This window comes from Chitinophaga sedimenti, from assembly GCF_023156195.1.
GTDB classification, from domain to species: Bacteria; Bacteroidota; Bacteroidia; order Chitinophagales; family Chitinophagaceae; genus Chitinophaga; species Chitinophaga sedimenti.
Genome location: NZ_JAKUKA010000001.1, coordinates 2280512 through 2306947, shown reverse-complemented (window position 1 = coordinate 2306947; position 26436 = coordinate 2280512). Strand labels below are relative to the sequence as shown.

Below are 26436 nucleotides of genomic sequence, written 5' to 3'. Positions count from 1 at the left end.
AAATTCCATCATTTGGCGCGCTGCAGCCACTCGAATGATTTGCCATCGGCTTCCAGTACATCCACACCATCCTTGCCTGGTTTGAAATCCAGCTTCACAGTAGCGGTAGCCCTGGGCGATACGCGGGTGTCGGAGTTATGGGTGTGCACCACGTAATGCATCTGGCGCATCTGGTCCATAAACACGTCGCCGTGGCCGGAGCCGTTATGGCCAACGGTTTGGCGGCTGATGATCGGGTTGCCCTCGTATTTTTTCCAGGGGCCCACAGGGGAGGTAGAAGTAGCATAGCCTACCGCGTAGTCTTTGCTGCGGAAGTCGTTAGCGGAGTAAATCAGGTAGTACGTCTTTTTATGTAAAATCACGGTCGGACCTTCCGTTACCGGCCATTTCGCGTTCTCAGTGTCTTCCCATTTGTCAGATGCCGATATGCATTCTTTTTCTGTTCCCGGGATAATATCAGACAGGTCGGGCTTCATTTCTGTAACGAAGATGCGGTTGCCGTTCTGCAGTTTCACATGATAGAGGTACACCTTGCCGCTTTTATCGAAAAAGATGAAGGGGTCTATCTGCCGGCCGGTGCCGCTGAGGGCTTTCAGGGTAGTCTGTTTGAAGGGGCCAAGCGGGCCGGGTCCTTTTGCAATGGCGATCTGCTCATCGGCGGTATAGGCCATATAGTAATCGCCTTTGTTCCTGAATACCTGCGGCGCCCAGAAGCCGCCTTTACCAAAGGATTCGCCACGCTTCAAGGCAAAACGGCGCGCTGTATCCTGGGGTTGTGTCCATGTTTTAAGATCGGAGGATTCGTATACATGGAAGCCCCGCTCGCTGCTGGTGCCATAGAGGTAGTACTTTCCTTTGTCCTGGAAAATAGTGGGATCCGCAAGGAAAACGGAGGCTTGCTGCGCAGTGCTTTTGAGGCTCACGGCCAGCAGCATGGCGTGGAAAATGTACTGATGCAATTTCATAGGTGCGGAAGATAGGGAAATTACCGCTGGAGCCATAACAAAATTGTAAGAGCGGGTTATTGCCGCATCCGCGCATGCCTGATCCTGCTCAGTGTTTCCCGGGATACGCCCAGGTACGAGGCAACCATGTGCAGCGGCACCCTTCGTAAAATGTCCGGGTAGGCGGCCATGAAGGCTTCGTATTTTTCTTCCGATGTATAGCTGATATTCATGAGGATACGTTGCTGGCTTTCACTTGTACTGCGGTTGATCACCTTATCTGAATAGGCTTTCAGGGCCGGGATCGTGGTGCAGAGGTGCACGAAGTTGTCTTTTGTCCATAGTACCACCTCGGCCTCTTCCAGCGCATCAATATAAAACAGCGACGGCGTTTGCCGGTGAAAGCTGTCCGGATCGGTCAGCCAGCTGTTTTCGGGGGCGAACTTCATGATGTATTCCGATCCATCGTCCTTGAGGCGATAAGTGCGAAGCAGGCCTTTTACGACAAAGATTTTATACCGGCACACCTCGCCCTCCTGCAGCAGCAACTGCCGGCGGCGCATTTTCCGGGGTGTGGATTGTTCCGCTATGTTCTTCAGGTCCTGCTCGTTAAAACCGCCCGATTCCCGCATGTATGCAATGAAATGCTCCAACATATCCGTAAAGGTAGGGCTTTTATACAAACAGTCCCCGTACAGGAAAATTGTGTCAAATGACCTTGTTGACGGGGCGGGTTCGACCGAATTTTGTAGAAAATGAATACTATGCGTGTATTTGTAACAGGGGCGTCCGGCTTCGTCGGGTCCGCCATCGTACAGGAATTATTGCAAAACGGGCATTCCGTGTTGGGACTGGCCCGGTCGGAAGATGCCGCAAAAGCGCTTGCCGCTGCCGGGGCCAGCGTGCATGAAGGCTCCCTCGAAGACACCGACAGCCTGCAAAGGGCCGTCGCTGTCACCGATGGGGTGATTCACACGGCCTTCATCCATGATTTTTCGCGGCATGCCGCAGCCGGGGAGGTAGACAGGCAGGCGATAACCGCAATGGGAGAAGCAATGGCGGGTTCCGGCCGGCCATTGATCGTTACTTCGGCCACCGCGGCCGTAGCTCCCGGCAAAACCGGTACTGAACTGGATGCTGGTAAAACGGAAGGCGCAGGCTCAGTGCGTTCGTTCTCCGAAGTGCTTACCCGCACCTTTACCGAAAAGGGGGTACGCGCCATGTTGATACGCCTCCCGCCTTCGGTACACGGCGCCGGAGATCATGGTTTTGTTCCCTGGCTCATCAACATTGCCCGTGAAAAAGGCGAAGCGGCTTACGTGGAAGACGGGCGTAATGTATGGCCCGCGGTGCACCGTTCCGATGCGGCGCGCTTATACAGGCTCGCATTGGAAAAAGGGCTGGCCGGTACCACGTACCACGCGGTAGGTGAAGAAGGAGTGCCGACCCGCGAGATTGTGGAAGTGATCGGGCGTCGTTTAAACCTGCCGGTCGTTTCTAAAGCAGCGGCTGAAGCGGCAGACCATTTCGGCTTCCTCGGCCATTTCTTTTCGCTGGATGTGCCTTCTTCAGGCAAACTTACCCGCGAATGGCTGGGTTGGAGTCCTTCGGGACCCGGGCTCATCGCGGACCTCGACAGCGATGCTTATTTCGGTTAATGTAGGCAGGAGGACGAAAGGCTTCGTCCTCCTGTTTTCGTTGTGTATATTCGCGGCATGAATACACCCACGTTCACGCCTGTATCTTCCCGTCCGGCGCCATTATTCAGCATTGCTATGGCACTGGTGGTCATATTGTTGCTGCTGGCTGCTGCCGGGTTGTTCGCAGGTGCTATATGGTTGCTGGTAATGGAAGAAGATGAGCCTATGTTATTACGTTTGTTCCTTCCCGTTATTGCCGCAGTAATATTTGTTTGTTTTTACCTGCTCTTCCTGAAAGGGGCCCGCTATACGGACCTGATTATTGATGCACAAGGACTGCACTATTACAATCGTTTTTCTAAAAAGATCATTAAAGAACTGCCCTGGAAGCAGTTTGCCGCTAATCCGGTTGCCGGCGTCAGCCGCTACGAACTGGTATATGATATCGGTAAACGTACAACGTCAGGGATAGTGAATGGCGCGCGCATCAGCGCCGACCTGGTCGTGTGGTGGGAAAAGGGGGTAAAGAAAGCGCACACCAGTAATTTTCGTGGCACGCATGTCGCCGCTATTTTTTATGCCAATCGTGGTGAGCTGATTGCAGCGTTCCTGCAAGGTATCCGCAGCTATCGTCCTGACCTGCGCATCGATCCGCAGCTGTTTACCACGTTTTTTATCAATGCCGCTTCTTATCAGTATGAAAGAAAAAAGGAGCTGCAGGTAGAGATCTTCGTCTGGATACTGCTCGCGCTGATCGCCGGCGGCATTTATTTATATGTTTCTTCCCGTCATTAGTTTTTACCCGCTTCCGCCGTGCGTTTCAGCCGGTAATCCTGCGGCGATACGCCCATCGTTTTTGAATATCCGGGAGAAGTAATGTTGGTCGGAGATGCCCACGGCCAGTGCGATCTCTTTTACGCGTTGGCCGGTAAAAGGAGGTACTGGCAGGCGTGCTGCATCTTTAAATGATTAAAGTATTCTATCGGCGAAAAGCCTGTTTTCTTGCGGAATAGTAAGGAAAAGTGCGAAGGGGAGAAGTTAACCGCCTGCGAAATCTGCTCCAGGGTAAGGTTCTGGTCCACGTTCTTTTTCATGAAGTCGATAGCGGCATCCGTAGTGTCTGCCAGGACTGCGTTGCCGCGACTGTTACTTTTATCCTGGTAGATGAAACAGGACAGATAATGCCAAAGGCACATGTTACTGTGCATGAGATGATCCACACTATAGCCCATTTCCAGTTGGGCGTAAATTTCGGCAAACAGCATCACTGTTTTTTCACGATCGGGCACAAAGCCTTTGGGACCGTCGAGGTATTGCATTAATTGCTGCACCCAGTCGTCTGCCGCAGCGCCTTTAAGTGCGTCCAGTAAATAGTCCAGGGATTATCTGCATCCGCTTTGTAGGTGTGGCGCGACTTAGCGGGAATGATGAAGAAGTCACCCGCCGATATTTCGTATGCCCGTTGCTGCAAAGTAAAACTGCCCGCGCCTTCCTGGCAATAGATCAATATATGCTGTTCCGCACCGGTGCTTCTTTCGCGGTAATGGTAGCGCGCCTTCGGGTAATAGCCGATGTCCGTGATGTGTAATTGATTGATCAGGGGATGATTGGCACACTTGGTCTGCAACACCGCACGCGGGATCACGATTGCCTTCTGGCCCTGGAAGCCGTCTTTTTTCGCTGTGCTTTCAAGATAACGTGTGTTTTTTAAAGCGTAATAATAAGAAAGTCCACAAGATTAGTCATATAGTCGCTGCCTTTTAAAGTTAAAAAAGTTTTTTTGTACGATCAATAATAATCTACGAATCATGAATTCGCACGTTAAAATATGGACGGAAGAGGTGGTCATTCCTACGTATCCTGTCGGCCAGCCTGACAGGAACCCGATGTTCCTCGAGAAGCGCGTATACCAGGGCAGCAGCGGTGTAGTATATCCCCACCCCGTGATCGATAAAATCATGGATGAAAAAACGGACCAGTCCTACACCGCCGTTTTTCTCGAAAATGAATACCTGAAGATCATGGTCCTGCCGCAACTCGGCGGCCGTATCCAGATGGCTTACGATAAGGTGAAGGAACGCCATTTCGTTTACTACAACCAGGTGATAAAGCCGGCGCTGGTAGGTCTTACCGGCCCGTGGATATCAGGCGGTATTGAATTTAACTGGCCCCAACACCATCGCCCCAGTACATTCGATCCTGTGGATTTTACGATTATTGAAAATGAAAATGGCAGTGTTACCTGTTGGGTGAATGAGGTGGAACTGATTTTCAGAACAAAGGGGATGGCTGGTTTTACGTTGTATCCCGGAAAAGCGTACCTGGAAATAACGGCCAAATTGTATAACCGTACGCCATTCCCTCAAACTTTCCTCTGGTGGGCCAATCCGGCCGTGAAGGTGAACGACTACTATCAATCTATATTTCCACCGGATGTATATGCCGTGTTTGATCATGGACGCCGCGATGTATCGTCGTTTCCCATTGCAAAAGGCACGTATTATAAAGTGGATTATGCACCGGGTACCGATATCTCGCGTTACTGCAATATCCCGGTGCCCACTTCCTACATGGCAGGCTCGTCGGATTACGACTTCATCGGTGGTTATGAGCATGATAGCGGCGGCGGTTTGCTGCACGTGGCGGACCATCATGTATCTCCCGGTAAAAAGCAATGGACCTGGGGCCATGGTGAATTTGGCCAGGCATGGGACCGTAATCTTACAGACGAAGACGGGCCATATATTGAGCTGATGACCGGCGTATTTACTGATAATCAGCCCGATTTCTCCTGGATTCAACCTTTCGAGCAAAAGGAATTTGTGCAATATTTTATGCCGTACCGGGAGGTGGGCGTAGTGAAGAATGCTACGAAAGAAGCCGCGGTAGGGCTGGAGGCCAATGAGACGGGCGGCATCATTCGCATACATTTTACCTCTTTTTATGGAGAAGTGGAAGTGCAACTGCGTTCCGGTGCGGAAGTGCTGTACTGCACCACCGTCCAGGGCGCACCGGATATGCCTTTCGTAAAGGAATTTCCCTGGCCACACGCGGTAGATGTAAATGCATTGCTGGTAGAAGTACGCGACCTGCAAAGCGGCCGCCTGCTGGTAGCTTATAACGCGCAACCGCCGGGGGAAAAGGAATTGCCCCCGGCAGCAGTAGCCGCCAGGAAGCCGGCGGAGGTGGAGCTGAACGAACAGTTATTTTTAACGGGCCAGCATATCGAACAGTACCGCCATGCAACATACAATGCTGCCGATTATTACGAGGAAGCGCTTCGCCGCGATCCGGGGGATATCCGCTGTAGTAACGCTATGGGTCTGCTGTTCCTGCGTAAAGCCCGGCCAGACCTGGCTACGCCCTACCTGCATAAAGCCATTGCCACCGCCACTTACCGCAATCCGAATCCTTACGACAGCGAATGTTACTATAACCTCGGATGGGCGCTGCTGTTACAAGATAAAACGAACGAAGCATATGATGCATTTTATAAAGCTACCTGGAGCCAGGCCTGGCAGCATGCCGGGTTCCTGAACCTGGCGCGTATTGCGGCCGGCAGGCTGCAGTGGGACGAGGCGTTGCAGCTGGCAGAACAATCACTCGTGCGTAACTGGCACAGTCATACCGCCCGCCATCTGAAAGCGGCAATACTGCGTAAAGCGGGTCGTGCGGCAGCTGCAGCTGAATGGGGACGCGTTTCACTGGAGCTGGACCCGTTCAATTACGGTTGCCTGTACGAGCAGCACCTGATCGATAATAACACTTCCAGCCTGGATTTGCTGCTGCAACGTTCGCGCAACTGGATGCATACCATGCTCGAATATGCATTGGATTACGTGTATGCAGGTATGCTGGATGAGGCTTCCGGCTTACTGCAACTGCACATGCAACACACGGCGAAGGTATCGCCACTGTGTTACTATTACCTGGCCTGGATAGCGGGTAAACAGGGCGAGATTGCACAGGCAAAGGAGTTCGCGGAGGCGGGGCACAAATGCTCCCATGAATATTGCTTCCCGCATCGGGTGGAAGATGCGTTGGCGCTGCAATACGTGCTGAGCGTATTGCCGCATCCCAAGACCTGGTACTATCTCGGCAACCTTTGGTACGATAAACGCCTGTCTGACGACGCAGTACATTGTTGGGAGGAGTCCATTGCGCTCGGGGCCGACTTTGCAACCGTTTATCGTAATTTGTCGCTGGCCATGTATAACAAACGGCATCATCCGTCAAATGCGCTGGCCTTGATGGAGAAAGCTTTCCAGCTGGACGATACGGATGCGCGCGTACTGATGGAGCTTGACCAGTTGTATAAGAAGGTAAATAGATCCGCACAGAAACGCCTCGATCACCTCGACGAATACATGGACTTGGTGGTGCACCGCGATGAATTGTACCTTGAGTACGTAACCTTGCTGAATCAACTGGGCCGTTACCAGGAAGCTGCGTCCGCACTGGCTTCCCACGTCTTTCATCCATGGGAAGGTGGGGAAGGTAAGGTAACGGGCCAGTACCTGGTTGCCCATCTTGAACTGGCGCGGCAACACATCGCTACGGGAGATGCGGAAGCAGCGCTTGGTGAACTGGCGTTAGCCGAGCGATTTCCGCATAACCTTGGAGAAGGTAAGTTATACGGCGCGCCGGAAAATGACCTGTTCTTTTTACGCGCCGAAGCATTATCCCTCGCCGGTAATGACAAAGAAGCCCGCCAGTGGTGGGCAAAGGCGGCCGAAGGTAGTACAGCGCCGGTACAGGCTATATTTTATAATGATCCGCAGCCGGATAAAATACTGTACCGCGGACTGGCCTGGGCGCGGTTAGGTGAGCAAAGCCGGGCAGAAAAAGTGTTCAGGCTTATCGATTTCAGTGAGCAGCATCAGCATGATCATATTGAAATTGATTATTTCGCCGTGTCGTTGCCGGATTTGCTGGTGTTCGATGCAGATCTTGACCTGAAGAACCGTTTGCATTGCCTGTACATGGCGGCGCTCGGGTACCTGGGGCTGGCGCTTACAGGGCAGTCGCAGCATAACGCACAGGCGGCGACATTGTTTGATAGGGTGCTGAGCATAGACGCGCATCATTCCGGCGCTTTGTTGCATCGGCAGCTGCTGCGAAAAATCGATATTGAATCCGTAAATTAATCCACTAATTTTTCGTTATGAATCAGGCTGCGAAGCATTCTTATAATCATGCCTATATCATCGGGATCTCTTTCATCTCTGCCCTCGGCGGGTATTTGTTTGGTTTCGATTTCGCGGTGATATCCGGCGCCCTGCCTTTTTACGGACGGCCTTCGGCCTTACGCCATGGTGGGAAGGTTTTCTTACCGGCTCGCTTGCCCTGGGTTGTGTAGCTGGATGCCTGCTGGCAGGCCGGCTGGCAGACAAACGTGGTCGCAAGCCCGGACTGCTCCTGGCGGCGCTGATATTCGCGGTGTCGTCGTTGGGTATGGCGTTCGCGGGGAATTTAACGATCTTTATCTGCATGCGTTTTGCCGCGGGCATTGGTGTGGGCATGGCGTCTATTCTTAGTCCCATGTACATTGCGGAGGTATCGCCGGCGCATGCGCGGGGCCGTAATGTGGCGATCAATCAACTGACCATCGTATTGGGTATACTCGTTACGAATCTTGTGAACTACCGCCTTGCAGGTAATGGTGATGAGGCATGGCGCTGGATGTTCGGCATGGGCGCACTGCCTTCGCTGCTGTTCTTCGCCGGTGTTTGCTGGCTGCCTGAAAGTCCGCGCTGGTTATTGGCAGCCGGTAAAAAGGAGCAGGGCGAAAAGATCCTGCGTAAGATCGGCGGCGACAGCTTTGCGGAGGAAACGTCTGCCGTGATCCTCCGCCAGTCGCCTGTTCGGGAGAGAACTGCTTTTGCGGAAGTGTTCGAGCGCAGTGTAAGGCCTGCGGTGATGATCGGTATTACGCTCGCAGTGTTTCAGCAGTTATGCGGAATCAATGTAGTATTCAATTATACCTCTACTATTTTTGAAGCGGTGGGGGCTAACCTCGACAGGCAGCTGTTCGAAACAGTGGCCATCGGTGTTGTGAATCTTCTTTTACACTGGTAGCCATGTGGCAGGTAGATAAACTCGGTCGCAGGCCATTGATGCTGGCCGGCTCATTGGGATTGACCATCACCTATTTCGTCCTCTCTTTTCTACTGCAAACAAAAGCGCCCGCAGGGGCCGTGTCAATCGTTGTATTGATTGCCATCGCGCTGTATGCCACGTCGCTGGCGCCGGTTACCTGGGTCATCATCTCTGAAATATTCCCGAACCATATCCGCGGGCAGGCATCTTCCGTAGCGATTGTTTCCTTATGGCTCGCCAATTTCGTGCTGGTGTTTACGTTCCCGATTTTGTCCACGGTGCTCGGTGCATACGGGCCGTTTTACATGTACGGGGCCATCTGTTTGCTTGGGTTCTTTTTTGTAAAGCGCCGGGTAAAAGAAACAAAAGGCCAAACGCTCGAACAACTGGGCGAGGTCATCAGGCATTAATTTCCATGTTATATAACTAATGGCATTCAATATGAACAAACACTTCAGCCTGGCGCTCATCGCATTGGCAATGGCGATGCGGATTTCCGCACAGGATAAAATTTCACTGGCTGGCGAATGGCAGATCCGGTTGGATCGTAATGATGAGGGGATGCGGCAACGCTGGTCGCTGCAAACATTTACTGAACCGGTGAAATTGCCCGGTGCTGTTCAGTCACAGGGTTTCGGTGATGATCCCTCCATAAGAACACCCTGGATCGGCGAAAGAGGTACCGAACGTTTCCTGCAGCAGGATAAATACAAGCCTTATTACCCTGATGATAACTTCAAATTTCCTTTCTGGCTTACGCCAAAGAAGTATTACGTAGGCCCGGTGTGGTTTCAAAAGGATATCAACATCCCGGAAGGTTGGCGCAATAAACACATCGAGCTAAAACTTGAGCGCTGCCATTGGGGCACTACGGTGTATGCAGACGGACAGTATGTGGGCGCAGATAGCAGCTTGGCTACGGCGCATGTATACGATCTCAGTCGCCTGACGCCGGGCAAACACCGGTTAACGGTGCGTGTAGATAACCGTTATCTCACAGAAGTAGGCATTAACGCGCACAGCGCCAGCGATCAGACCCAGGGTACCTGGAACGGTATTGCGGGCGATATGCTGCTGGAAGTAAAGGAGAAAGATTTCATCAAACAGGTGCAGTTGTATCCCGACCTTGCGGGTAAACAGGTTCGGGTGAGCGTTAAGCTGGCGCGTCCGGCGGTGGCAGGACAGCAATTATTGCTGGCCGCGAAGCCACTGGGTAAGGGCACTGCAATAGCGCCGGTAAAACAGGCGTTGCAGGCAGGTGATAGTCTGTTGGAACTGAATTACCCCATGGGAGCATCTTTCAATAGCTGGGATGAATTCAATCCCGCTTTATACGAGATGGCAGTAACCCTGCAATCCGCGATGGGAAAGAACGTGAAGAAGGTGCAATACGGTATGCGCAGCATTGGTACAACAGCAGATAAACTAACGATCAACGGTCATCCAATTTTCCTGCGTGGCACATTGGAGTGTGCGATTTTCCCGCTCACGGGATATCCGCCCACCGATACGGCTGCCTGGGGCCGCATTTGCCGCATCATTAAAGCGCATGGCCTCAATCACCTGCGTTTTCATTCCTGGTGTCCGCCGGAAGCCGCGTTCGTGGCAGGCGACCGTTATGGCGTGTACTTCTCTATCGAAGTTGATGCCTGGGCGAGGGTAGGAGATGGCGCTTCGATCGACGGCTACCTATACCGGGAGGCGCAACGCATCGTGGACGCTTACGGTAATCACCCTTCCTTTTGCATGTTGATTCACGGAAATGAACCGGCAGGCGGCAAAGCGCGCGATCCTTACCTGGCGCATTGGGTGAAGTACTGGCAGGAACGCGATAATCGTTTCCTGTACACCGCTGGTTCCGGCTGGCCTGCGTTGCCGGTGAATGACTATCATGTATCGCCTGACCCGCGCATACAGGCATGGGGCGAGGGGGTAAATAGTGTGATCAATGCCAAGGCGCCGAACAGCAGGTACAATTTCAGCGATAAAATGGAGCAGATCCACAGGAATACCGGTAAACGCCTGCCCGTAGTTGCGCATGAAATAGGCCAATGGTGCGTGTATCCCGATTTTTCTGAGATAAAGAAATACACGGGCTTATTGCAGGCGCGCAACTTTGAGATCTTCCGCGATTTTATGAAGAAAGAGCATTTGCAGGGGCAGGAGCGGGATTTTCTCATGGCGTCCGGTAAGTTGCAGGTGCTGTGTTATAAGGCGGACATAGAGGCCGGTATGCGCACGGGGTACGCGGGTTACCAGCTGCTCGATCTGCATGATTTCCCGGGACAGGGTTCCGCACTCGTGGGGGTACTGGACCCGTTCTGGAACAGCAAACCATATTGCACGCCGGCGGAGTATCACCGCTTCGCCTCCGCTACAGTGCCTTTGGCGTTGCTGCCGAAGTTCGTATTTAAGAACAATGAAGCGCTGACGGCCGGTTTGCAGATTTCGCACTACGGCCGCGAACCGGTTAAGCAGGCGGCTATCAGCTGGCGCATCCGCGATCAACATAAAAAGGTACTGGCCAGCGGTAACAGCAGAGCAGACCTGGAACTGCGCAACGATAACCCGGCAGCTAGTATTTCGTTTAATCTTGCCGGTATCAACACCGCCCAAAAGCTGAACCTCGAAGTAACGGTAAAAGGATTGGGCGTGAATGACTGGGATCTTTGGGTGTATCCTGCGGAAGTAACGACTGCACCGGCAAAAGATATCATTGTAGTGAATGAATTGAGTGATGCCGTGTTACAGCAATTGCAGGCGGGCGCTAAAGTACTGCTCAATATTAATGGCAAAGTAGCGAAAGGCATGGGCGCCGAAATACCGACCGCCATGTCTACGGTTTTCTGGAATACGGAATGGACAACCTACCAGGCGCCGCATACGCTTGGCATTCTCTGCGATCCGAAACATGCGGCCTTCGCCAGGTTTCCTACCGAATACCATAGCAACTGGCAGTGGTGGGATATTTTGCATACTGCACAACCCATGCGCCTCCGCGATTTCCCGGCTACACTGAAACCTACGGTACAACTGATCGATACCTGGTTTGAAGCCCGTAAACTCGGTTTGTTGTTTGAGGGTAAGGTGGGGAAAGGTAAGCTGGTGGTGACCTCGATAGATTTTACACACGACCTGGAGAACCGACCGGGGGCAAGGCAATTGTACCACAGCCTGCTGACGTACATGAATGGCGCGGGTTTTAACCCGGCGGTAACCCTGGACGCTGCGCCGGTAAGGGCTTTGTATCAATAAGTTATATACATCAAACGAAAGAAAAGGGCTGCACTGTAGTGGTGCGGCTTTTTTATTGCGTTATGAAAGTTGTCGCTTTTTTCAATATTTATGCTGCACGGCCGGCTAATTTTGCTCCCTATATCCCGGAACGGCTACCCCGCCTTCCCCAAAAAACACAACATGAAAAAAGTATTTAAGGTCATTGGTATTATCGTATTAGTGCTCATTCTCGGTGTTGCAGGCGTTGGCGTTTATGTGAAAACGGCGCTTCCAAACGTTGGTCCCGCACCGGAAATTACCCTGAAAAACACCCCGGAACGTATTGCGAACGGACGTTACCTCGCACATCACGTGGCGGTGTGTATGGATTGTCATAGTACGCGCGACTGGTCGCGTTACGCCGGCCCCATGGTGGAAAAGGGCATAGGCGGCGGTGGTGAAGTATTTAACAAGCAGATGGGTTTTCCGGGCGACTTTTATGCGCCGAACATCACGCCGCATGCCTTATCCGGCTGGACAGACGGAGAGATCTTCCGTGCGGTTACCACAGGTGTGAGCAAGGATGGTCATGCGTTGTTCCCGGTGATGGGCTATCATCGCTTTGGTCAGATGGACCAGGAAGACATTATGGACGTTATTGCTTACCTGCGTACGCTGGAGCCCGTGGTGAACGAGATTCCACGCTCTAAAGCAGATTTCCCGGTGAATGTCCTGATTAACACGATGCCCGCGAAAGCAGCATTCACCAAACGTCCTGCCGAAAGCGACCAGGTAGCCTATGGCAAATACCTGATCAATGCCAGCGGATGTGTAGACTGTCACAGCCAGACCGATAAAGGAAAGGTGATCCCGGGTACGGAATTTGGTGGCGGAATGGAATTCGCACAGCCGGCAGGTATTGTGCGCTCACCCAATATCACGTTCGATAAAGCAAACGGTATCGGCAGCTGGTCGAAAGATATGTTCGTGCAGCGGTTCAAAATGTATACAGACAGCGGTTACGCACCACGGCAGCTGAAACCCGGCGAGTTGAATACACCGATGCCCTGGTCGATGTACGCGGGCATGAAAACATCCGATCTTGAAGCGATTTACGCGTACTTGCAGTCGGTGAAGCCTTTGGATAATAAGGTGGAACGATTTGCGCTGAATACGCCGTCAAAATAAAAGGAGAAGCCGCCCATCGGGCGGCTTTTTTACGATTGTTATTGTTAAACCGCTTTCTTCATCACATGCTTACGATGTTTGGATCCCCACAACCCTAATTCCGCGATCAGTTGTTTCAGCGTCTGCCCGTGATCGGTCAGCGCATAATCCACCCGTGGCGGAAAACTCTCCTGTACGGTACGTTTCAGCAGCAGGTTGGCTTCTAAATCCTTCAGCTCCTTGGATAACATCTTATCCGTAATACCCGGTAAATCGCGGGATATCTCTTTAAAACGTTTGGGTCCGTAGAATAAGGACACGATGATCTGCACTTTCCATCTGCCTTCCGGATGTTAATCGCGTCCTGGATAGCAAGTAGTGCCTGGGAGCAATCGCCCGATATGCCGCAGTTTTTGCGGCTGCAAGTGGCTTACTGTTCATATACTATCTTCTAGGATAGTACTATCTGGCAGGATAGTAATATCTTTTGTATAGTAAAGGTAGGATATTTTTGTGGAAATAAATGAGTTGAACATGAGTCTATTGCAGCATCTTGGCTGGCGTTACGCCACCAAGAAAATGAATGGCGACGTAGTGCCGCAGGATAAATTAGATTACATCCTTGAGGCCGCCCGCCTGGCGCCGTCGTCTTCCGGCATGCAGCCCTACCGGATTTTTGTCGTAAACGATAAAGCATTACAGGAAAAGATAAAACCGATCGCTTACGATCAACCGCAGATCGTAGAAGCGTCTCACCTGCTGGTATTCGCATCTTGGGATGGGTATACCCGGGAGCGTATCGATACTGTTTTTAATGAAATGATTTCGCAACGCCCCAATTCGGACCAGGAAATGGTGAATGCTTACAAGGAGCGCCTGTGGTCACTTTATGAGCCGCTTGGTCAGCAGTGGCACGCGCAGCACGCTGCCCGCCAGGCTTATATATCGTTCGGACTGGCCATCGCGGCCGCCGCGGAACAGCAGGTAGATGCCACGCCTATGGAAGGTTTTCTGCCGCCGCAGCTCGATGAACTGCTGGGCCTGAAAGCGCAGGGACTCACCAGCGTGCTGATCCTCGCCCTCGGTTACCGTGATACCGCGAACGACTGGCTTGTCGACAAGAAAAAGTGCGCACGCCGAAAGAAGCGTTCGTACAATATGTGTAAGCCCGTTTTTCCGTAATATTGCCGTCTATGCAGCGAATGTTATGTTTCCTGCTGCTCTTATCGGCCGGCATACAAACCGGAAAGGCGCAGGAGAAGATTTATACGCAAAGGAACAATGTAGTGAAGGACGGCAGGATGCAGGAATATACAACCTACATCCGCTTTTACGGAGACAGCGGTTTTGTTCGCACCGATTTCCGGGAAGAACGGCGGATACGACGGTAACGCGTGGTCATTACCGCCGGAGTGGCCACTTCTACCAGTTCCTGGCGCCTGATCCGGTATTTTGCCTGAAGCGCTCCGGCAACAAGTATTATCATTGTACGCTGGAAGGCGGTTACGAACACGGCTGGGTCACCTGGTTGTTTTCACGCGGCAAACCTTTACGCAGGATACAGCCCGAAGCCTCGCTTCGCGCAAGGATAAGATAGATAAAGCGCCACATCGGAAGATGTGGCGCTTTATCTTTATAATAGGATGGATGCGTCCTGCCAGACGTAGCGGTAAGCATCCGCAACAGATCCGTCTACATGATGCTGCGGCTCAGTGCCCGCGTTCATGCCTCCCAACCGGTCGTATACGGCAATGGCGTTGACATTTTTTACATACACCCACAAATACATATTATGCCGCGCCGATCGGGCAACAATGGCCCCGGCGCATTTACCCATGAGCTGTTTGCCGATCCCTGTTCCGCGTGCTTCGGCGGCAACATGCAGGTTGTCGAGCAGCGCACCGTACACCGGGTCGTGTTCCGGGAACAGGCAGGCGAAACCGGACACCTCACCATCCAGCAGCGCAACGGTGATCACCTGGTTAGGCGCGGGTGATTCGAGGCGTTGTCGCCAGGCGGTGGCGCGTTCAGTAGTCACATCGTTATCAAGAAAAGTATCGCTGTAAATACCACGGTAAGTGGTTTGCCAGTTATGAGCATGTATTTTCGCAATAGATGCGGCATCTTGCGGCCGGGCGGTTCTGAATTCGATCATGGGGCACGAGCATTTAACGGGAAGGAAGATAGGCAAAAATGGGCGATCCCATTTTACTTCTTCCCTTTAATCGCCTGCAACATCAAATGAAACGCCCCGATCGGCATATCCCCGTGCCCGTACCCGTCCAACTCGTACAGGAACGTGTTTTTATGACCGGCCAGCTTCATCATCCGCGCCAGGTAAGCGTTTTCTTCGTAACGTCCCAGTAATTCCAGTTCGCGGTCGCCGGTGTAAAGGTACAGCGGGGGCGCGTCGGCACGCACATGGAATAGTGGAGCATAACGGTCTATCGTGGGTTGCAGTTCGGCAATGTTTTGTTCTTTACGCACGGTGAAGTGCGTGATCGCCTGCCCGCTGAACGGGAACAGGGCTGCGATGCGGTCGGCATCTATTTTATAAGGCTTTAGGTACGATTTATCCAGGCCAATCATTTCGGCGAGATAACCGCCGGCGGAATGACCGGAAACGTAAATGCGGGCGGTGTCTCCACCATACTCACGGGCATGGTTAAACGCCCAGGCCACTGCTGCAGCCGCGTCGTCGATGTACTCCGGGCATTTAGCCTGCGGGTGCAGCCGGTAGTTGGCCGCAATGATGATCATGTTCTGCTGTTTCAGTTCTTTCGGGATAGACTTGCTGCCACCGGTGATGCCGCCGCCGTGAAACCATACGATCACCGGCACATTACGCGCGTTCTGTGGATAGTAGATATCCAGTTTACAGCGCTCTTTCATGTACGCCGTTTGGTTGCCGGTACGGTAGGGCAGGTCGTTTTTTTGTTGATAACGAAGCGTATCCTGGGCCTGCGAAGTAATATAGCAACAGAGTAATACGATCAGTATGCGGATTTTCATGTGGATGCTGTTTGTAACAAAGAAAATAAAATTCCCTTAATTTACGGCTATGGATATCACATTGCAACTAAATGATTACCTGCGGAATAAATTGCAGGCGGAGCATTGTGTGGCCGGCAAGCTGTCTTACCGGCATACGGCCGGTGCGTTGCTCAGCTTTTATGGCCGCCATGCCACGTTTGTCAGCTAGCTGACGGCGCAATCCAATGCCAGCATGGCAAACCTGGAAGGTGCGGATACCGGGTCTGGACCAACCTGGTAATAAACCGGGAAAGACCCGAAGGATTTGTTGATAGTGAACAGGCCATCAAGATAAAAATATGGCAAGGTTCTTGCTAATTCTGCGACAGAAATTAGACTAGCGATATTTACATTCTTTTAACCATGTCTTAATGAAAAACCTATAAGGGCTGCTTCTGCAGCCCTTTTTTATGATGGCTGTCGGAACAGCGAAACAAAGCCAGCTTCTGCAACCGCATCACTCCAAATAAAAATGGCCAGCCTACGCAGCCAGCCTTTCCATTTTCTTCCAGGTTGAATCAGTTCTCCTGCATCCCCCAAAATCTTTCCGCTGCATTACATACGTCCAGTACGCCGCAGTCTTCTCCGACACCTTCACCTTCTTCGCCTTTCTGCGCGCTATTTTCTTCATGGGGGCAGCACTGCGATCACATCGGCCGCATTATGCGCCTGGTAGGCTACGGGTACCAGGTTGCCGTCGCGGAGCTTGTATGCCTTGGCTTCCAGGATCACCAGGCATGCCCGTACCGCCTGTGAGGGCAGGTCGAGGGTGAGCTCGGGCATTGCTTCGCTCTTGCTCAATATAAAGGGGAGGAGATCATTGTACGGCAATAGCCATGTCGTAAGTTAGGCATCACCGCCACGGCGCGGAACTCAATATAGTTAATCGCTGCCGGTGCCTGCCGTGCAGGCTGCGCGATCTGCACCTGTATGGAGCCGCCACGGTTGCGTTTTACTTTTGTTTTTACGGTAATACCGGCAGGATTGAATACGCGGAGCTTTTTGAGTTGCTTCAGGTGTTGCGGCAGTATGACTTTTTCGCCAGACTTACGGGTTCTATCAGCAGCTATCACGCCTTGCAGCGCAGCCAGTAAACGGTGCTGGAAATCCGGGTCATAAGAGGTTTCGATCACCTCCGAAATGGCCGAGTAAATTGTACGCGCAGCATGGCCGGCTGTACCAAGATCTTTCGCCGCCCGCCTGGCGGTAATCGTTTTCCGGGATATGCTACGCAAAGCTGTGCTATAGTAGCGCCTATCCCGCTCGCTGGAATTTAATAAATCAGGTATCACGGTAACAGATGAATATTGAGGTTTTTGGGTCTACTTTATATTTTCAGACGTAAGCAATTGGAGCTTTTGGGTGTTTTGTGAAAAAACGTCTGCGAATATATCGTTTTTCCGGGAATCCTCAATATTCAATTTTCCGTGTTTCTGTGCTGGTCCAGTTGCCGTCCAGCTGGCGACTTATTTTCTGTATCCAGTTGCCCTGTGGGTCGTAATTGTATTCATACCGGTACGAGCTGCCCCGCTCTGCCAGCAGCCTTTCGCTTTCGGCCGCCGCCTCGCGCTCGCTCAAACGGAAGATCACGTTGCCCTGGTTGTCAAAAACGTATTTTGTACGCAGGTAGAGTTTATCCTGGCGGAAGTAATGGGTTTGCACCAGGCGGCTCTTCTTGTCGTAAAATTCCATCTTGCGGGAAAGCAGGAGCCCTTCGCTTTCAAAATCACGTACCACCGCCATAACGGTATCGGTTTCGGTGAGATAGATTTTTTCGGTACCGCGGCCTTCATGAAAAATGTAAAGGCTGTCGTTGCCCTCAAAGTATTGATACCGTGTTTTTCCGTTTTGCCCTGAGCAAGGGAGTAGGAATGGCTCGCCGGTCTGCCTGCATCGTCGTATGTAAATTCGCTTTTGCTGCCATCCGGGTTCGACTCCAGCGCTTTAATATTACCGTTGCCATCATATTCCATCCGCATACTCATTTTCGAACCCTCTATCAGGGTATTTACGCGTTTGATCTGGCCTTTGGAAAAAAGATACTCGTTTACCACGGTATCATTCACCGTTGTTTCGCTCAGGTAAGTGCCGAAAATGCTGTCGGTAGCCCGTTTGGGCTCGCCCTTAAAATCGTGCAAACGGTCCAGCGCGGGTTGTTGATCGCTCCTGGCAATGCTGCTGCATACCTGGAATTTCCAATCTTTGTGATATGCCTTTTTGCAACTGAAATATAAAGGCACGAAAAGGAGGATCAGTAAGTAGGCTTTTCTTTTCATAGGACTATAAAGGTAGTTGAATATAGGAAATTTTTCCTATTGTTCCAACTGCTTCTTCAGCAAGTCCAGGCTTTCTCCCAGGTCATCCGACATCTTACTTTCCGCTAACGGACGGATCACGTTCATCGGGTAAGGCATGCGGCCATTGAAGGTCCAGGTCACTTTCGTCTGATTATCAGACACTGCGTCGGTGCGCATGGTGGTAGGTGATAGTCCCGCAAATGGTTTTTCGAAGCGCAGGTCGCAGTCGATCGTTTCACCTTCCACGATGTTTTTGATTTCCTGCTCGCCTTTGCTGGACATCGCCTTGCTGTCCCAGGTCTGCACGTAACCCACCGTACCGTCTGCACCGCGGTCGGTAATTACCACTGCCGGGTCGCTCAGTACCCATTTGTTGAATTTGTTCTGGTTCTTCAAGTACTTTACATAGTCAAACACCTGTTGTTTGGGCTTGTTGATCACCACTTCTTTGGTAATGCTGTAATCTTTTTTCATAAACAGCGCCAGCAGGCAGGGAACGATAATCAGTACGGCGATAATGATCAGGATCCATTTTAAGATTTTCATGTTTGTAGGTTTTAGGTTTGATACTGCAAATATATTTCGGCCGGGCGGCTTTTCAGGTCATCAGTTACGACATTATCAGGGGGCGTTTGCGACAATCTTCCCGATAGCGGAACTTTTGTCCGGAATCGGACGCTTTTTTCTTTTCGTTTTTTGATAAGGTGTTGATTTTGTGTTTTTTAAGTCTGGTATCCGTATTGCAACGCCTACTGTCAAAATCAAAAAATGGACAGGGAAATTTCCGCCGAAGTAAATGCCAGCAACAAGAGGAAGTGGATCCTCGTCACTACCGCGATCGTTGTCGTGATAGCGGCCGGCATCTTTACCACCCGATATTTTTTTAAATCGAGTCTCCGTAAAAGCAACATCATTACCGCCATCGTAGAAACCGGCGACGTGGAAAATACCATCACCGCCTCCGGCGAAGTGTTACCCGAGTTCGAAGAAGTGATCACCAGTCCCGTTAGTTCCGCTATCCGTTCTGTATTGATCGACGCCGGCGCTACGGTGCAGGCCGGACAGCCCGTGCTGCAACTCGATAAAGCCCTGGTGCAGGCCGCGTACGACAAAGGGCGCTTCATGCTCGAATCAAAACAGAACAACCTGCGCAAATTAAAGCTGGAACTCGATAAAAGTTATTTCGACCTGAAATCCAGCAATGATATTAAACAGCTTCGTATCAACAGCCTGACCGCCGAAGTAGAAAACACCAAACGTCTCTTTAAGGCAGGCGGCGGCACCCGCGAAAGTGTGGAGCAGGCCGAAATGAACCTGAGGGTGGCCCAACTGGAGAAAACGCAACTCGAGAACGAGATACGCAGCAAGCAGCAGAGCATGCAGGTAGAGATCCGCGAATCTGAACTGGAAGTGGCCATGCAGCAGCATGAACTGCAGGAGCTGGGCCGCAAGCGCGACATGGCCAATGTAAGCGCCACCCGCAATGGCGTGGTTACCTGGGTGAACCGCAACGTGGGCGCCTCGGTGGGAGAAGGGGTGGAGCTGGTGCGCATTGCAGACCTGAGCAGTTTTAAGATCAGTGGCAGTATTGCAGACAGTTATCTGGATAAGCTGCGTAGTGGCATGCCCGTGATCGTGCGCATCAACGATAAACAGCTGAGGGGCGATATAGCGAGCATCTATCCCGCCGTTCGTAATGGCCTCGTCAACTTCGATGTGCGCCTGGCCGACAGAGACACGGGTTTACTCCGCCCTAATTTAAAGGTAGACGTGTTCGTCGTAACTGATGCGCACCGCCAGGTTTTACGCGTAACCAACGGCGCGGCTTTCGGGCCGGGTAAATCAGCGCAGTTATTCGTGGTGCAGGGCGATAAAGCCGTGCGCCGGCAGGTGTCGCTTGGACTCAGCAACTTCGATTACGTGGAGCTGAAAGACAATGTGCGCGCCGGCGAAACGGTGATCGTATCCGATATGAGCGATTTTAAAAACACCCGAGAAATCACCCTGATCCCCTGAGTTTATGCGCTATTTATACTTTATATTGATATTATCCGCCACGCCCGCCGTTGCCCAGGACACCCTGCGGTTAAGCCTGGCGACCGTGGTGCACATGGCCAAAGAAGGGTCTATCGCCTCCAAACAGGCCGCTACTGTCAAGGAAACCAAGTACTGGGAGTGGCGCACGTACCGTTCCAACTACGCGCCCCAGCTACAGCTCGAAGGATCATTGCCCGGCTTTCAGAAAACGTACAGCCAGTGCTGCAGCCCAATGGTACCGTACTCTTTCAGCCCATTCACAATAATAATTCTTCGCTGAACCTCTCCTTCCGCCAGGGGATTACGGCTACGGGCGGTACCATTTATGGCGCTACCGAACTACAGCGCTTCGACGATTTTGATCGAAATAACACGCTGTATAATGCTGTTCCATACACGCTGGGTTACCAGCAGCCCTTATTCCAGTTTAATAAATTGAAGTGGGATAAAAAGATAGAGCCGCTCAAATACCAGGAGAGCCGCCAGCAGTTTATTTCCGATATGGAGGAGGTAGCGGTAAAGGCGAGCATGTATTTCTTCGCACTGCTCAAATCGCAGGTGAATTACCAGATTGCGGAAACGAACCTGGCCAATACCAAACGGCTACAGGCCATTGCGGACGAGAAGTTCGCGCTGGGAAAGGTTTCCCGTAATGAAATGCTTCAACTGCAACTCGAGCACCTGAAAGCGGAAAAATCGCTTGGCGCCGCCGCCCGCGAAATGGAAATCGCTACGCTGAACCTGCGCTCTTACACCGGTTTGCAGCAGCCTGGCAAAGTATCGCTTGAACTGCCGCCAGCCGATATTGTTATGGAGGTAACGGCCCAACAGGTACTGGAACAGGCGTATAAGAACAATGCAGACGCCATCGCCTTCATCCGCAAGGTAGTAGAGGCGGAGCGCGACGTGGCGCAGGCCCGCGGTAATAACGGGCTCAACGCGCTGCTCACCGCCAACCTGGGTTTCTCCAACAGCGCCACCGATATCAAAAATGTATATAAGTCGCCGCAGAACCAGCAGCTGGTACAGTTGCAGTTTACGATTCCCGTGCTCGACTGGGGCCGCTCACGCTCCCGCACAAGAACAGCGGAAGCGAATTTAAAACTTGCGCGCTACGAGGTGGAGCAGGACAAGCAAACCTTCTCGCATCTTGTGACCACGCAGGTTACGCTGTTCGATATGATGAAGCAACAGGTGAAATTGAGCGCTGCAGCGGATGCTATTGCATCTGAAAAATACCAGATCGCCAACAGCCGCTATTCACTGGGGGACCTGAGCATTACCGATCTCAGTATTGCCTTCCAGGAAAAGGACCAGGCAAAAAGAGATTATATTACAGCCCTGGGTGATTTCTGGGGCGCTTATTACGAATTGCGTTATTTATCGCTATACGATTTTGAGAAAAATGAGAAAATCACCTATCAGTAAACCATTTTAACACCTTGATATGATCCAGCTTCAAAACATCGAAAAAGTATACCGTACCGATACGGTAGAAACACAGGCCCTGAGCCAGATTAACCTCGACGTGGCCCCCGGCGAGTTTCTGTCCATCATGGGTCCTTCAGGTTGCGGTAAAAGCACCCTGCTTAATATTATGGGACTGCTCGATGCGCCGTCCCGGGGCGAAGTGCGCATCGGCAACGAGACCACGAAAAAGTTGAACGACAAGGATCTTGCGCATTTCCGCAATCGGCATATCGGGTTCATTTTCCAGAGTTATCACCTGATCAACGACCTGCGGGTGCTCGATAATGTGGAGCTGCCGCTCTTGTATCGTAAAGGCTCCGCCGGCGATCGTAAACGGCTGTCGACCGAGGCGCTTACTAAAGTGGGACTCAGCAACCGCCTCAAACACTTTCCCACCCAGCTTTCGGGCGGGCAAAAACAGCGTGTAGCGATTGCCCGCGCCATTGTTGGTAAACCCAGCATTATCCTGGCCGATGAACCCACCGGTAACCTGGACAGCGCCATGGGTAATGAAGTGATGGACATCCTGCTGCACCTGAACAAAAACGAAGGAACCACCATCGTGATGGTTACGCACGACGAGCAAATGGCCCGTCGTACTCACCGGCTGGTAAGGCTGTTCGACGGTGCACAGGTTCAATGATCTCATCTGTTTAAATTATTATCATGCTGAAAAATTATTTCAAAATAGCCATTGCAGTGCTGAAGCGGCGGAAGTTCTTCACGTTCATCAGCCTGTTCGGTATCAGTCTTACGCTGACCATCCTGATGGCACTCACGTCGCTGTACGATTTTACCACCGATCCGGGATACCCGGACACCAAACGTGCCCGTACGCTGTATGTAGACCGGATACAACTTGAAAATCCGGACAAAGGCTGGATGAACAGTAGTCCGGTAAGTTACCACTTCGTAAAAACTTACATCGACAAACTGACCAGGCCTGAGTTCAAGGTAATGACGACCGAAGGTGGTAATTTCAACACCTACCTGGAGGGTAAAAGGTAGGCATGGGCGTCAAACACACCAATGCAGATTTCTGGAGGGCCTTCGATTTCCAGTTCTTGGAAGGAAAAGCTTTTGGGCAAAAGGAAATTGATAACAGTGAAAAGGTGGCCGTTATTTCGCAAAACCTGAAAGAACGATACTTTGGCGACGTTGGCAATGTGGTGGGTAAATACCTGGTGGCCGATAACGAGCAATACCGCGTAATCGGTGTTGTAAAGGATGCCCCGGGATCCGACCGGTTTACATTGGGCGATTTGTACCTGCCTTTTACCGTAGGTAAAAACGACCTGAAATCCACGCGTCTTCATGGTGGCTTTATATTGGCGCTGGTGGCCCGGTCTAAGGCGGAAGTGCCGGAAATGAGACGGGAGTTTGATGCGATGGCCGCTAAGATTCCCGGCGAGGGAGATATGAGCAAGGTGACAGTGAACGCAGATACTTATCTGGCAGGTGTAAGCCGTAACATATTTCGCTCCAAATCGGGCGGGGACGGTTATGCGAGAATGATGCTCATTCTTTACAGCTGCCTGTTCCTCTTCATGCTGCTGCCAACGCTCAACCTGGTGAACGTAAACGCCAGCCGCATCATGGAACGCTCGTCTGAAATAGGCGTCCGTAAAGCCTTTGGCGCCTCATCAAATGTACTCGCCTTACAATTCGTCATTGAAAACCTGATTCTCACTTTTATCGGCGGCTTCATCGGCCTGCTGCTATCATGGGCCGCTATCCGGATATTCAATACAAATGGTTTTATTCCGCACGCCCACCTTACACTCAACCTGAAAGTATTGTTCATCAGCCTGATCATTTGCCTGGTGTTTGGTCTCCTGTCCGGCGTATACCCGGCCTGGCGTATGTCCGGGATGCAGGTGGTGCGGGCATTGAAGGCGGTTTAAAATCTGTTCAACTTAAAAATTTACACAATGGTCAGTCATTTTTTTAAACTGATTTGGAATAAAAAAGGACAGCATTTTTTGCTGATACTTGAAATAATGGTAGCCTACCTGGTGGTGTTCGGTATTTTTCGGCGGGTGTATTTTACTACCGGAACTATGCACATCCCCGCAACTTCGAACATAAAAATGTGTGGAGCATCAACTTTTCGAATCACCAGGCCGGTACGTCGCGCGCCGATTCATTGATGCTGATCCTGAAAGGGGTTAAAAGCCAGTTGACAGCCATGCCGGGCGTGCGCGGTGTTGCATATATGGGCTATAATACGCCTTACTCCAACAGCATGAATGGTACCGGTTTTGAGTATGATGGCAAGAAATATACGTCGATGGACTATCAGACGGACGACGATTTGCGGCAGGTGTTGCAATTGGAGATGGTGAAAGGACGCTGGTATTCCGAACAGGATGCTGCCGGCAAGCGGCGCGCGGTAGTGATCAACGAAAGTCTGGAAGAACAAATATTTCCCCTCGGCGATGCGTTAGGCAAGGAATTAAAATGGGGTGGTGAACAGGACAGCCGGGTGATAGTAGGCGTAGTAAAGGATATTAAACATGAAGGTGATTACAGTACGCCGAAACCAGGCATTTATCAACGGGCGGATACAGGGTTTTATGGTTGGACGGGTATGATGCTCGTTCGTGTAGATCCTTCGGTAGACGCAGGTTTCGAGTCCCGGGTACACGACCGTCTCACCTCCCTTATGAAGGGCGCTACCATCGAAATCGGGCGCCTGCCCGATCAGCTGGCCCGCAAGAACCGGGAAATGGCGATTCCACTCGTGACCGCCGGAGTGGTTGCTGCTTTTTTGGTTATTAACGTGGCGCTTGGACTATTTGGCGTGTTGTGGTATAACATTAACCGCCGCCGGCAGGAAATAGGCCTGCGACGCGCTATTGGGGCAACTGCCGGTGATGTGTCGAAACAGATACTCGGCGAAACGCTGGTGCTCACCACGATTGCCGTATTGCTGGCGCTGTTTTTTGCCGTGCAATTCCCTTTACTACACGTATTCGGAATGTTGCCGGGAATCTACGTGACTGGTATGCTGTTGGCTGTATTGTTTATTTATGTACTGGTATTCCTTTGCGCCCTCTACCCCGGCCGCGAGGCGGCGGCCATTTACCCGGCAGTGGCTTTACATGAAGACTAAATAATCTTACTTTTACGATAGCATGATATTAATTATTGATGATGATATTGCGGTGCGCACGTCCCTGCTGTTGTTATTGCAGCAGGAGGGATTTGCCGCTGCCGCCGCTGATACGCCTGAGGAGGCGTTGCGGTTGGTGGCGGAAACACCGCCGTCGCTTATTTTACTCGACCTTAATTTTTCGCTGGATACATCGGGCCGCGAAGGCATGCAGTTGCTCGAAAAGCTGCGACGCCTGAATACAGAGGTGCCCATCATCCTCATCACCGGCTGGGGCAGTATTGCGCTGGCCGTGCAGGGCATGAAACTGGGCGCTAGTGATTTCGTGACCAAGCCCTGGAGCAACGACAGCCTGCTGCAAAGTATCCGCACCCTGCTCGATCTGCGCACCAGCAAGCCCGTAAAGGGGACGCGCCGTCAACTGGACGAGCAGTATAATTTTCAACAGATCATCGGCGAAGATCCTTCCATGCTGCAGATCCTGGAAACGATCGGCCGCGTGGCGCAAACAGATGCCTCCGTACTGATCATGGGCGAAAGCGGTACCGGTAAAGAACTGATCGCGGAAGCCATTCACCAGAATAGCCAGCGCCGTCACAAATCCTTCGTGAAAGTGAACCTGGGCGGTATTTCCACCAGCCTGTTCGAAAGTGAAATGTTTGGTCACCTCCGCGGCGCCTTTACCGACGCGCGTTACGACAGGATAGGCCGCTTCGAGTTAGCTAATAAAGGCACCATTTTTCTTGATGAGATAGGCGACCTCGATGCCGGCAGCCAGGTGAAATTGCTGCGTGTGTTGCAAGACCGCACCTACGAAGTGCTGGGCAGCAGTCGCACGAAAACGACGGATGTACGCGTGGTGTGCGCTACCAACAAGAATCTGCACGATATGGTAGCTGCCGGTACTTTCCGGGAAGACCTGCTTTACCGCATCAACCTGATCACTATAAAATTGCCTGCGCTTCGCGAGCGCCCGAAAGACATACCGCTGCTGGTGAACAGTTTTATCAATAATCTAAAGGAGATTTACCAGCGCCCAGGCATACGCGTAACACCATCGGCCACGAAGTGGTTGCAGCAGTTGTCGCTGCCCGGTAATATCCGCCAGTTAAAGAACTTGGTGGAACGCACCATCCTTGTTAGTCGCGGGGACCAGCTGGATGTGAGCGATTTTCAATCACAGCTGGAATTGTCACCGGTGAAAACGGGGCATTTGCAGTTACCCGGCGTAGGGGCGGTAACGTTGGAAGAGCTGGAAATAGAAATGATTAAAAGAGCGATGCTTTTTCACCAGCACCGGGTGGCCAGGGCAGCTGCTTCGCTGGGATTAACGCGCAGCGCGCTGTACAGGCGGTTGGAGAAATATAATATTCCGTACGATGAAACTTCGGACTAAGTATATCCTGTTTGTGGCCATA

29 protein-coding genes and 1 pseudogene are annotated in these 26436 nt (G+C 51.8%); 17 read left to right on the top strand and 13 right to left on the bottom strand.

Annotated features, from left to right (window positions below):
• Positions 1 to 8 precede the first annotated feature (8 nt).
• The gene (locus MKQ70_RS13200; protein WP_248071746.1) at positions 9 to 965 is read right to left on the bottom strand and encodes a glycoside hydrolase family 43 protein; all 957 of its coding nucleotides are present in this window, start codon (positions 963 to 965) and stop codon (positions 9 to 11) included.
• 56 nt (positions 966 to 1021) lie between these two features.
• A complete protein-coding gene (locus MKQ70_RS13195) occupies positions 1022 to 1600 on the bottom strand; it encodes a Crp/Fnr family transcriptional regulator (RefSeq protein ID WP_248071736.1) in 579 nt (192 codons plus the stop codon).
• A gap of 108 nt (positions 1601 to 1708) precedes the next feature.
• On the opposite strand from MKQ70_RS13195, the gene MKQ70_RS13190 reads away from it, so the two are divergent.
• Complete coding sequence (locus MKQ70_RS13190; protein WP_248071733.1) at positions 1709 to 2602, top strand: SDR family oxidoreductase; 894 nt, start codon at positions 1709 to 1711, stop codon at positions 2600 to 2602.
• A 57-nt stretch (positions 2603 to 2659) separates the two neighbouring features.
• A complete protein-coding gene (locus MKQ70_RS13185; RefSeq protein ID WP_248071716.1) occupies positions 2660 to 3379 on the top strand; it encodes a hypothetical protein in 720 nt (239 codons plus the stop codon).
• 119 nt (positions 3380 to 3498) lie between these two features.
• On the opposite strand, the gene MKQ70_RS41205 is transcribed toward MKQ70_RS13185, so the two are convergent.
• A complete protein-coding gene (locus tag MKQ70_RS41205; protein WP_248071713.1) occupies positions 3499 to 3915 on the bottom strand; it encodes an AraC family transcriptional regulator in 417 nt (138 codons plus the stop codon).
• Positions 3903 to 4229, bottom strand: coding sequence for an AraC family ligand binding domain-containing protein (locus MKQ70_RS41200; protein ID WP_248071710.1), 327 nt, complete (start codon positions 4227 to 4229; stop codon positions 3903 to 3905). The genes MKQ70_RS41205 and MKQ70_RS41200 overlap by 13 nt, the downstream gene beginning before the upstream one ends.
• Positions 4230 to 4392: 163 nt before the next feature.
• Between MKQ70_RS41200 and MKQ70_RS13170 the strand changes: the two genes are divergently transcribed.
• The 4 genes and pseudogenes from MKQ70_RS13170 to MKQ70_RS13150 all read left to right on the top strand — a co-directional run bounded on the left by MKQ70_RS13170 (position 4393) and on the right by MKQ70_RS13150 (position 13087).
• Complete coding sequence (locus MKQ70_RS13170) at positions 4393 to 7731, top strand: DUF5107 domain-containing protein (RefSeq protein ID WP_248071707.1); 3339 nt, start codon at positions 4393 to 4395, stop codon at positions 7729 to 7731.
• Between the two features lie 121 nt (positions 7732 to 7852).
• Positions 7853 to 9093, top strand: a pseudogene (locus tag MKQ70_RS13165) (sugar porter family MFS transporter).
• 31 nt (positions 9094 to 9124) lie between these two features.
• A complete protein-coding gene (locus MKQ70_RS13155; protein WP_248071700.1) occupies positions 9125 to 11938 on the top strand; it encodes a DUF8487 domain-containing protein in 2814 nt (937 codons plus the stop codon).
• A gap of 162 nt (positions 11939 to 12100) precedes the next feature.
• A complete protein-coding gene (locus tag MKQ70_RS13150; RefSeq protein WP_248071698.1) occupies positions 12101 to 13087 on the top strand; it encodes a c-type cytochrome in 987 nt (328 codons plus the stop codon).
• A gap of 44 nt (positions 13088 to 13131) precedes the next feature.
• Here MKQ70_RS13150 and MKQ70_RS13145 read toward each other — a convergent pair whose 3' ends face one another.
• Entirely contained in the window at positions 13132 to 13386 is a 255-nt protein-coding gene (locus MKQ70_RS13145) for a winged helix-turn-helix transcriptional regulator (RefSeq protein WP_248071695.1), read from the bottom strand.
• Between the two features lie 214 nt (positions 13387 to 13600).
• Here MKQ70_RS13145 and MKQ70_RS13140 point away from each other — a divergent pair, with 214 nt between their 5' ends.
• Both MKQ70_RS13140 and MKQ70_RS13135 read left to right on the top strand, forming a co-directional pair.
• Positions 13601 to 14248, top strand: coding sequence for a nitroreductase family protein (locus MKQ70_RS13140; RefSeq protein ID WP_248071692.1), 648 nt, complete (start codon positions 13601 to 13603; stop codon positions 14246 to 14248).
• A gap of 11 nt (positions 14249 to 14259) precedes the next feature.
• A complete protein-coding gene (locus MKQ70_RS13135; protein WP_248071689.1) occupies positions 14260 to 14457 on the top strand; it encodes a hypothetical protein in 198 nt (65 codons plus the stop codon).
• Between the two features lie 242 nt (positions 14458 to 14699).
• On the opposite strand, the gene MKQ70_RS13130 is transcribed toward MKQ70_RS13135, so the two are convergent.
• Both MKQ70_RS13130 and MKQ70_RS13125 read right to left on the bottom strand, forming a co-directional pair.
• On the bottom strand, positions 14700 to 15221 hold the full coding sequence (locus tag MKQ70_RS13130; protein ID WP_248071678.1) for a GNAT family N-acetyltransferase: 522 nt from the start codon (positions 15219 to 15221) through the stop codon (positions 14700 to 14702).
• 53 nt (positions 15222 to 15274) lie between these two features.
• Complete coding sequence (locus MKQ70_RS13125; RefSeq protein ID WP_248071675.1) at positions 15275 to 16078, bottom strand: alpha/beta hydrolase; 804 nt, start codon at positions 16076 to 16078, stop codon at positions 15275 to 15277.
• A gap of 49 nt (positions 16079 to 16127) precedes the next feature.
• Here MKQ70_RS13125 and MKQ70_RS13120 point away from each other — a divergent pair, with 49 nt between their 5' ends.
• Entirely contained in the window at positions 16128 to 16268 is a 141-nt protein-coding gene (locus MKQ70_RS13120) for a hypothetical protein (protein WP_248071672.1), read from the top strand.
• Positions 16269 to 16580: 312 nt separating this feature from the next.
• Here the strand turns inward: MKQ70_RS13120 and MKQ70_RS13115 are convergent, their stop codons facing one another.
• The 6 genes from MKQ70_RS13115 to MKQ70_RS13090 form a co-directional block, all read right to left on the bottom strand.
• Positions 16581 to 16730, bottom strand: coding sequence for a hypothetical protein (locus MKQ70_RS13115; protein WP_248071670.1), 150 nt, complete (start codon positions 16728 to 16730; stop codon positions 16581 to 16583).
• On the bottom strand, positions 16727 to 16882 hold the full coding sequence (locus MKQ70_RS13110; protein ID WP_248071667.1) for a hypothetical protein: 156 nt from the start codon (positions 16880 to 16882) through the stop codon (positions 16727 to 16729). Before MKQ70_RS13110 ends, MKQ70_RS13115 begins: the two co-directional genes overlap by 4 nt.
• Positions 16883 to 16896: 14 nt before the next feature.
• On the bottom strand, positions 16897 to 17334 hold the full coding sequence (locus tag MKQ70_RS13105) for a hypothetical protein (RefSeq protein WP_248071659.1): 438 nt from the start codon (positions 17332 to 17334) through the stop codon (positions 16897 to 16899).
• Positions 17335 to 17509: 175 nt separating this feature from the next.
• Positions 17510 to 17689, bottom strand: a complete 180-nt coding sequence (locus MKQ70_RS13100; protein ID WP_248071657.1) for a hypothetical protein — start codon at positions 17687 to 17689, stop codon at positions 17510 to 17512.
• Positions 17686 to 18375 carry an RHS repeat domain-containing protein gene (locus MKQ70_RS13095; RefSeq protein WP_248071654.1) on the bottom strand — a complete coding sequence of 230 codons (690 nt, stop codon included), beginning with the start codon at positions 18373 to 18375 and terminating at the stop codon, positions 17686 to 17688. Before MKQ70_RS13095 ends, MKQ70_RS13100 begins: the two co-directional genes overlap by 4 nt.
• A gap of 36 nt (positions 18376 to 18411) precedes the next feature.
• Positions 18412 to 18942, bottom strand: a complete 531-nt coding sequence (locus tag MKQ70_RS13090) for an SRPBCC family protein (protein WP_248071652.1) — start codon at positions 18940 to 18942, stop codon at positions 18412 to 18414.
• 222 nt (positions 18943 to 19164) lie between these two features.
• Between MKQ70_RS13090 and MKQ70_RS13085 the strand changes: the two genes are divergently transcribed.
• From MKQ70_RS13085 to MKQ70_RS13050, 8 genes are all read left to right on the top strand, one after another.
• Positions 19165 to 20412 carry an efflux RND transporter periplasmic adaptor subunit gene (locus MKQ70_RS13085; protein ID WP_248071649.1) on the top strand — a complete coding sequence of 416 codons (1248 nt, stop codon included), beginning with the start codon at positions 19165 to 19167 and terminating at the stop codon, positions 20410 to 20412.
• A 4-nt stretch (positions 20413 to 20416) separates the two neighbouring features.
• A complete protein-coding gene (locus MKQ70_RS13080) occupies positions 20417 to 20713 on the top strand; it encodes a hypothetical protein (RefSeq protein WP_248071647.1) in 297 nt (98 codons plus the stop codon).
• The gene (locus MKQ70_RS13075; RefSeq protein ID WP_248071645.1) at positions 20653 to 21861 is read left to right on the top strand and encodes a TolC family protein; all 1209 of its coding nucleotides are present in this window, start codon (positions 20653 to 20655) and stop codon (positions 21859 to 21861) included. The genes MKQ70_RS13080 and MKQ70_RS13075 overlap by 61 nt, the downstream gene beginning before the upstream one ends.
• Positions 21862 to 21880: 19 nt before the next feature.
• On the top strand, positions 21881 to 22546 hold the full coding sequence (locus tag MKQ70_RS13070) for an ABC transporter ATP-binding protein (RefSeq protein ID WP_248071633.1): 666 nt from the start codon (positions 21881 to 21883) through the stop codon (positions 22544 to 22546).
• Positions 22547 to 22569: 23 nt separating this feature from the next.
• Positions 22570 to 22911, top strand: coding sequence for a hypothetical protein (locus tag MKQ70_RS13065; RefSeq protein ID WP_248071630.1), 342 nt, complete (start codon positions 22570 to 22572; stop codon positions 22909 to 22911).
• Between the two features lie 2 nt (positions 22912 to 22913).
• Positions 22914 to 23807 (top strand): ABC transporter permease, encoded by an 894-nt coding sequence (locus tag MKQ70_RS13060; RefSeq protein WP_248071629.1) that lies wholly within the window; start codon positions 22914 to 22916, stop codon positions 23805 to 23807.
• A gap of 188 nt (positions 23808 to 23995) precedes the next feature.
• Complete coding sequence (locus MKQ70_RS13055; protein ID WP_248071625.1) at positions 23996 to 25018, top strand: FtsX-like permease family protein; 1023 nt, start codon at positions 23996 to 23998, stop codon at positions 25016 to 25018.
• A gap of 22 nt (positions 25019 to 25040) precedes the next feature.
• Positions 25041 to 26414, top strand: a complete 1374-nt coding sequence (locus MKQ70_RS13050) for a sigma-54-dependent transcriptional regulator (RefSeq protein ID WP_248071622.1) — start codon at positions 25041 to 25043, stop codon at positions 26412 to 26414.
• Positions 26415 to 26436 lie beyond the last annotated feature (22 nt).

Bases quoted from the DNA above. Each gene is read 5' to 3' on its own strand.
- MKQ70_RS13200 (WP_248071746.1), bottom strand. From the start codon at position 965: ATGAAATTGCATCAGTACATTTTCCACGCCATGCTGCTGGCCGTGAGC.
- MKQ70_RS13195 (WP_248071736.1), bottom strand. From the start codon at position 1,600: ATGTTGGAGCATTTCATTGCATACATGCGGGAATCGGGCGGTTTTAAC.
- MKQ70_RS13190 (WP_248071733.1), top strand. From the start codon at position 1,709: ATGCGTGTATTTGTAACAGGGGCGTCCGGCTTCGTCGGGTCCGCCATC.
- MKQ70_RS13185 (WP_248071716.1), top strand. From the start codon at position 2,660: ATGAATACACCCACGTTCACGCCTGTATCTTCCCGTCCGGCGCCATTA.
- MKQ70_RS13170 (WP_248071707.1), top strand. From the start codon at position 4,393: ATGAATTCGCACGTTAAAATATGGACGGAAGAGGTGGTCATTCCTACG.
- MKQ70_RS13155 (WP_248071700.1), top strand. From the start codon at position 9,125: ATGAACAAACACTTCAGCCTGGCGCTCATCGCATTGGCAATGGCGATG.
- MKQ70_RS13150 (WP_248071698.1), top strand. From the start codon at position 12,101: ATGAAAAAAGTATTTAAGGTCATTGGTATTATCGTATTAGTGCTCATT.
- MKQ70_RS13140 (WP_248071692.1), top strand. From the start codon at position 13,601: ATGAGTCTATTGCAGCATCTTGGCTGGCGTTACGCCACCAAGAAAATG.
- MKQ70_RS13135 (WP_248071689.1), top strand. From the start codon at position 14,260: ATGCAGCGAATGTTATGTTTCCTGCTGCTCTTATCGGCCGGCATACAA.
- MKQ70_RS13130 (WP_248071678.1), bottom strand. From the start codon at position 15,221: ATGATCGAATTCAGAACCGCCCGGCCGCAAGATGCCGCATCTATTGCG.
- MKQ70_RS13125 (WP_248071675.1), bottom strand. From the start codon at position 16,078: ATGAAAATCCGCATACTGATCGTATTACTCTGTTGCTATATTACTTCG.
- MKQ70_RS13120 (WP_248071672.1), top strand. From the start codon at position 16,128: ATGGATATCACATTGCAACTAAATGATTACCTGCGGAATAAATTGCAG.
- MKQ70_RS13115 (WP_248071670.1), bottom strand. From the start codon at position 16,730: ATGAAGAAAATAGCGCGCAGAAAGGCGAAGAAGGTGAAGGTGTCGGAG.
- MKQ70_RS13110 (WP_248071667.1), bottom strand. From the start codon at position 16,882: ATGCCCGAGCTCACCCTCGACCTGCCCTCACAGGCGGTACGGGCATGC.
- MKQ70_RS13095 (WP_248071654.1), bottom strand. From the start codon at position 18,375: ATGAAAAGAAAAGCCTACTTACTGATCCTCCTTTTCGTGCCTTTATAT.
- MKQ70_RS13090 (WP_248071652.1), bottom strand. From the start codon at position 18,942: ATGAAAATCTTAAAATGGATCCTGATCATTATCGCCGTACTGATTATC.
- MKQ70_RS13085 (WP_248071649.1), top strand. From the start codon at position 19,165: ATGGACAGGGAAATTTCCGCCGAAGTAAATGCCAGCAACAAGAGGAAG.
- MKQ70_RS13080 (WP_248071647.1), top strand. From the start codon at position 20,417: ATGCGCTATTTATACTTTATATTGATATTATCCGCCACGCCCGCCGTT.
- MKQ70_RS13070 (WP_248071633.1), top strand. From the start codon at position 21,881: ATGATCCAGCTTCAAAACATCGAAAAAGTATACCGTACCGATACGGTA.
- MKQ70_RS13065 (WP_248071630.1), top strand. From the start codon at position 22,570: ATGCTGAAAAATTATTTCAAAATAGCCATTGCAGTGCTGAAGCGGCGG.
- MKQ70_RS13060 (WP_248071629.1), top strand. From the start codon at position 22,914: ATGGGCGTCAAACACACCAATGCAGATTTCTGGAGGGCCTTCGATTTC.
- MKQ70_RS13050 (WP_248071622.1), top strand. From the start codon at position 25,041: ATGATATTAATTATTGATGATGATATTGCGGTGCGCACGTCCCTGCTG.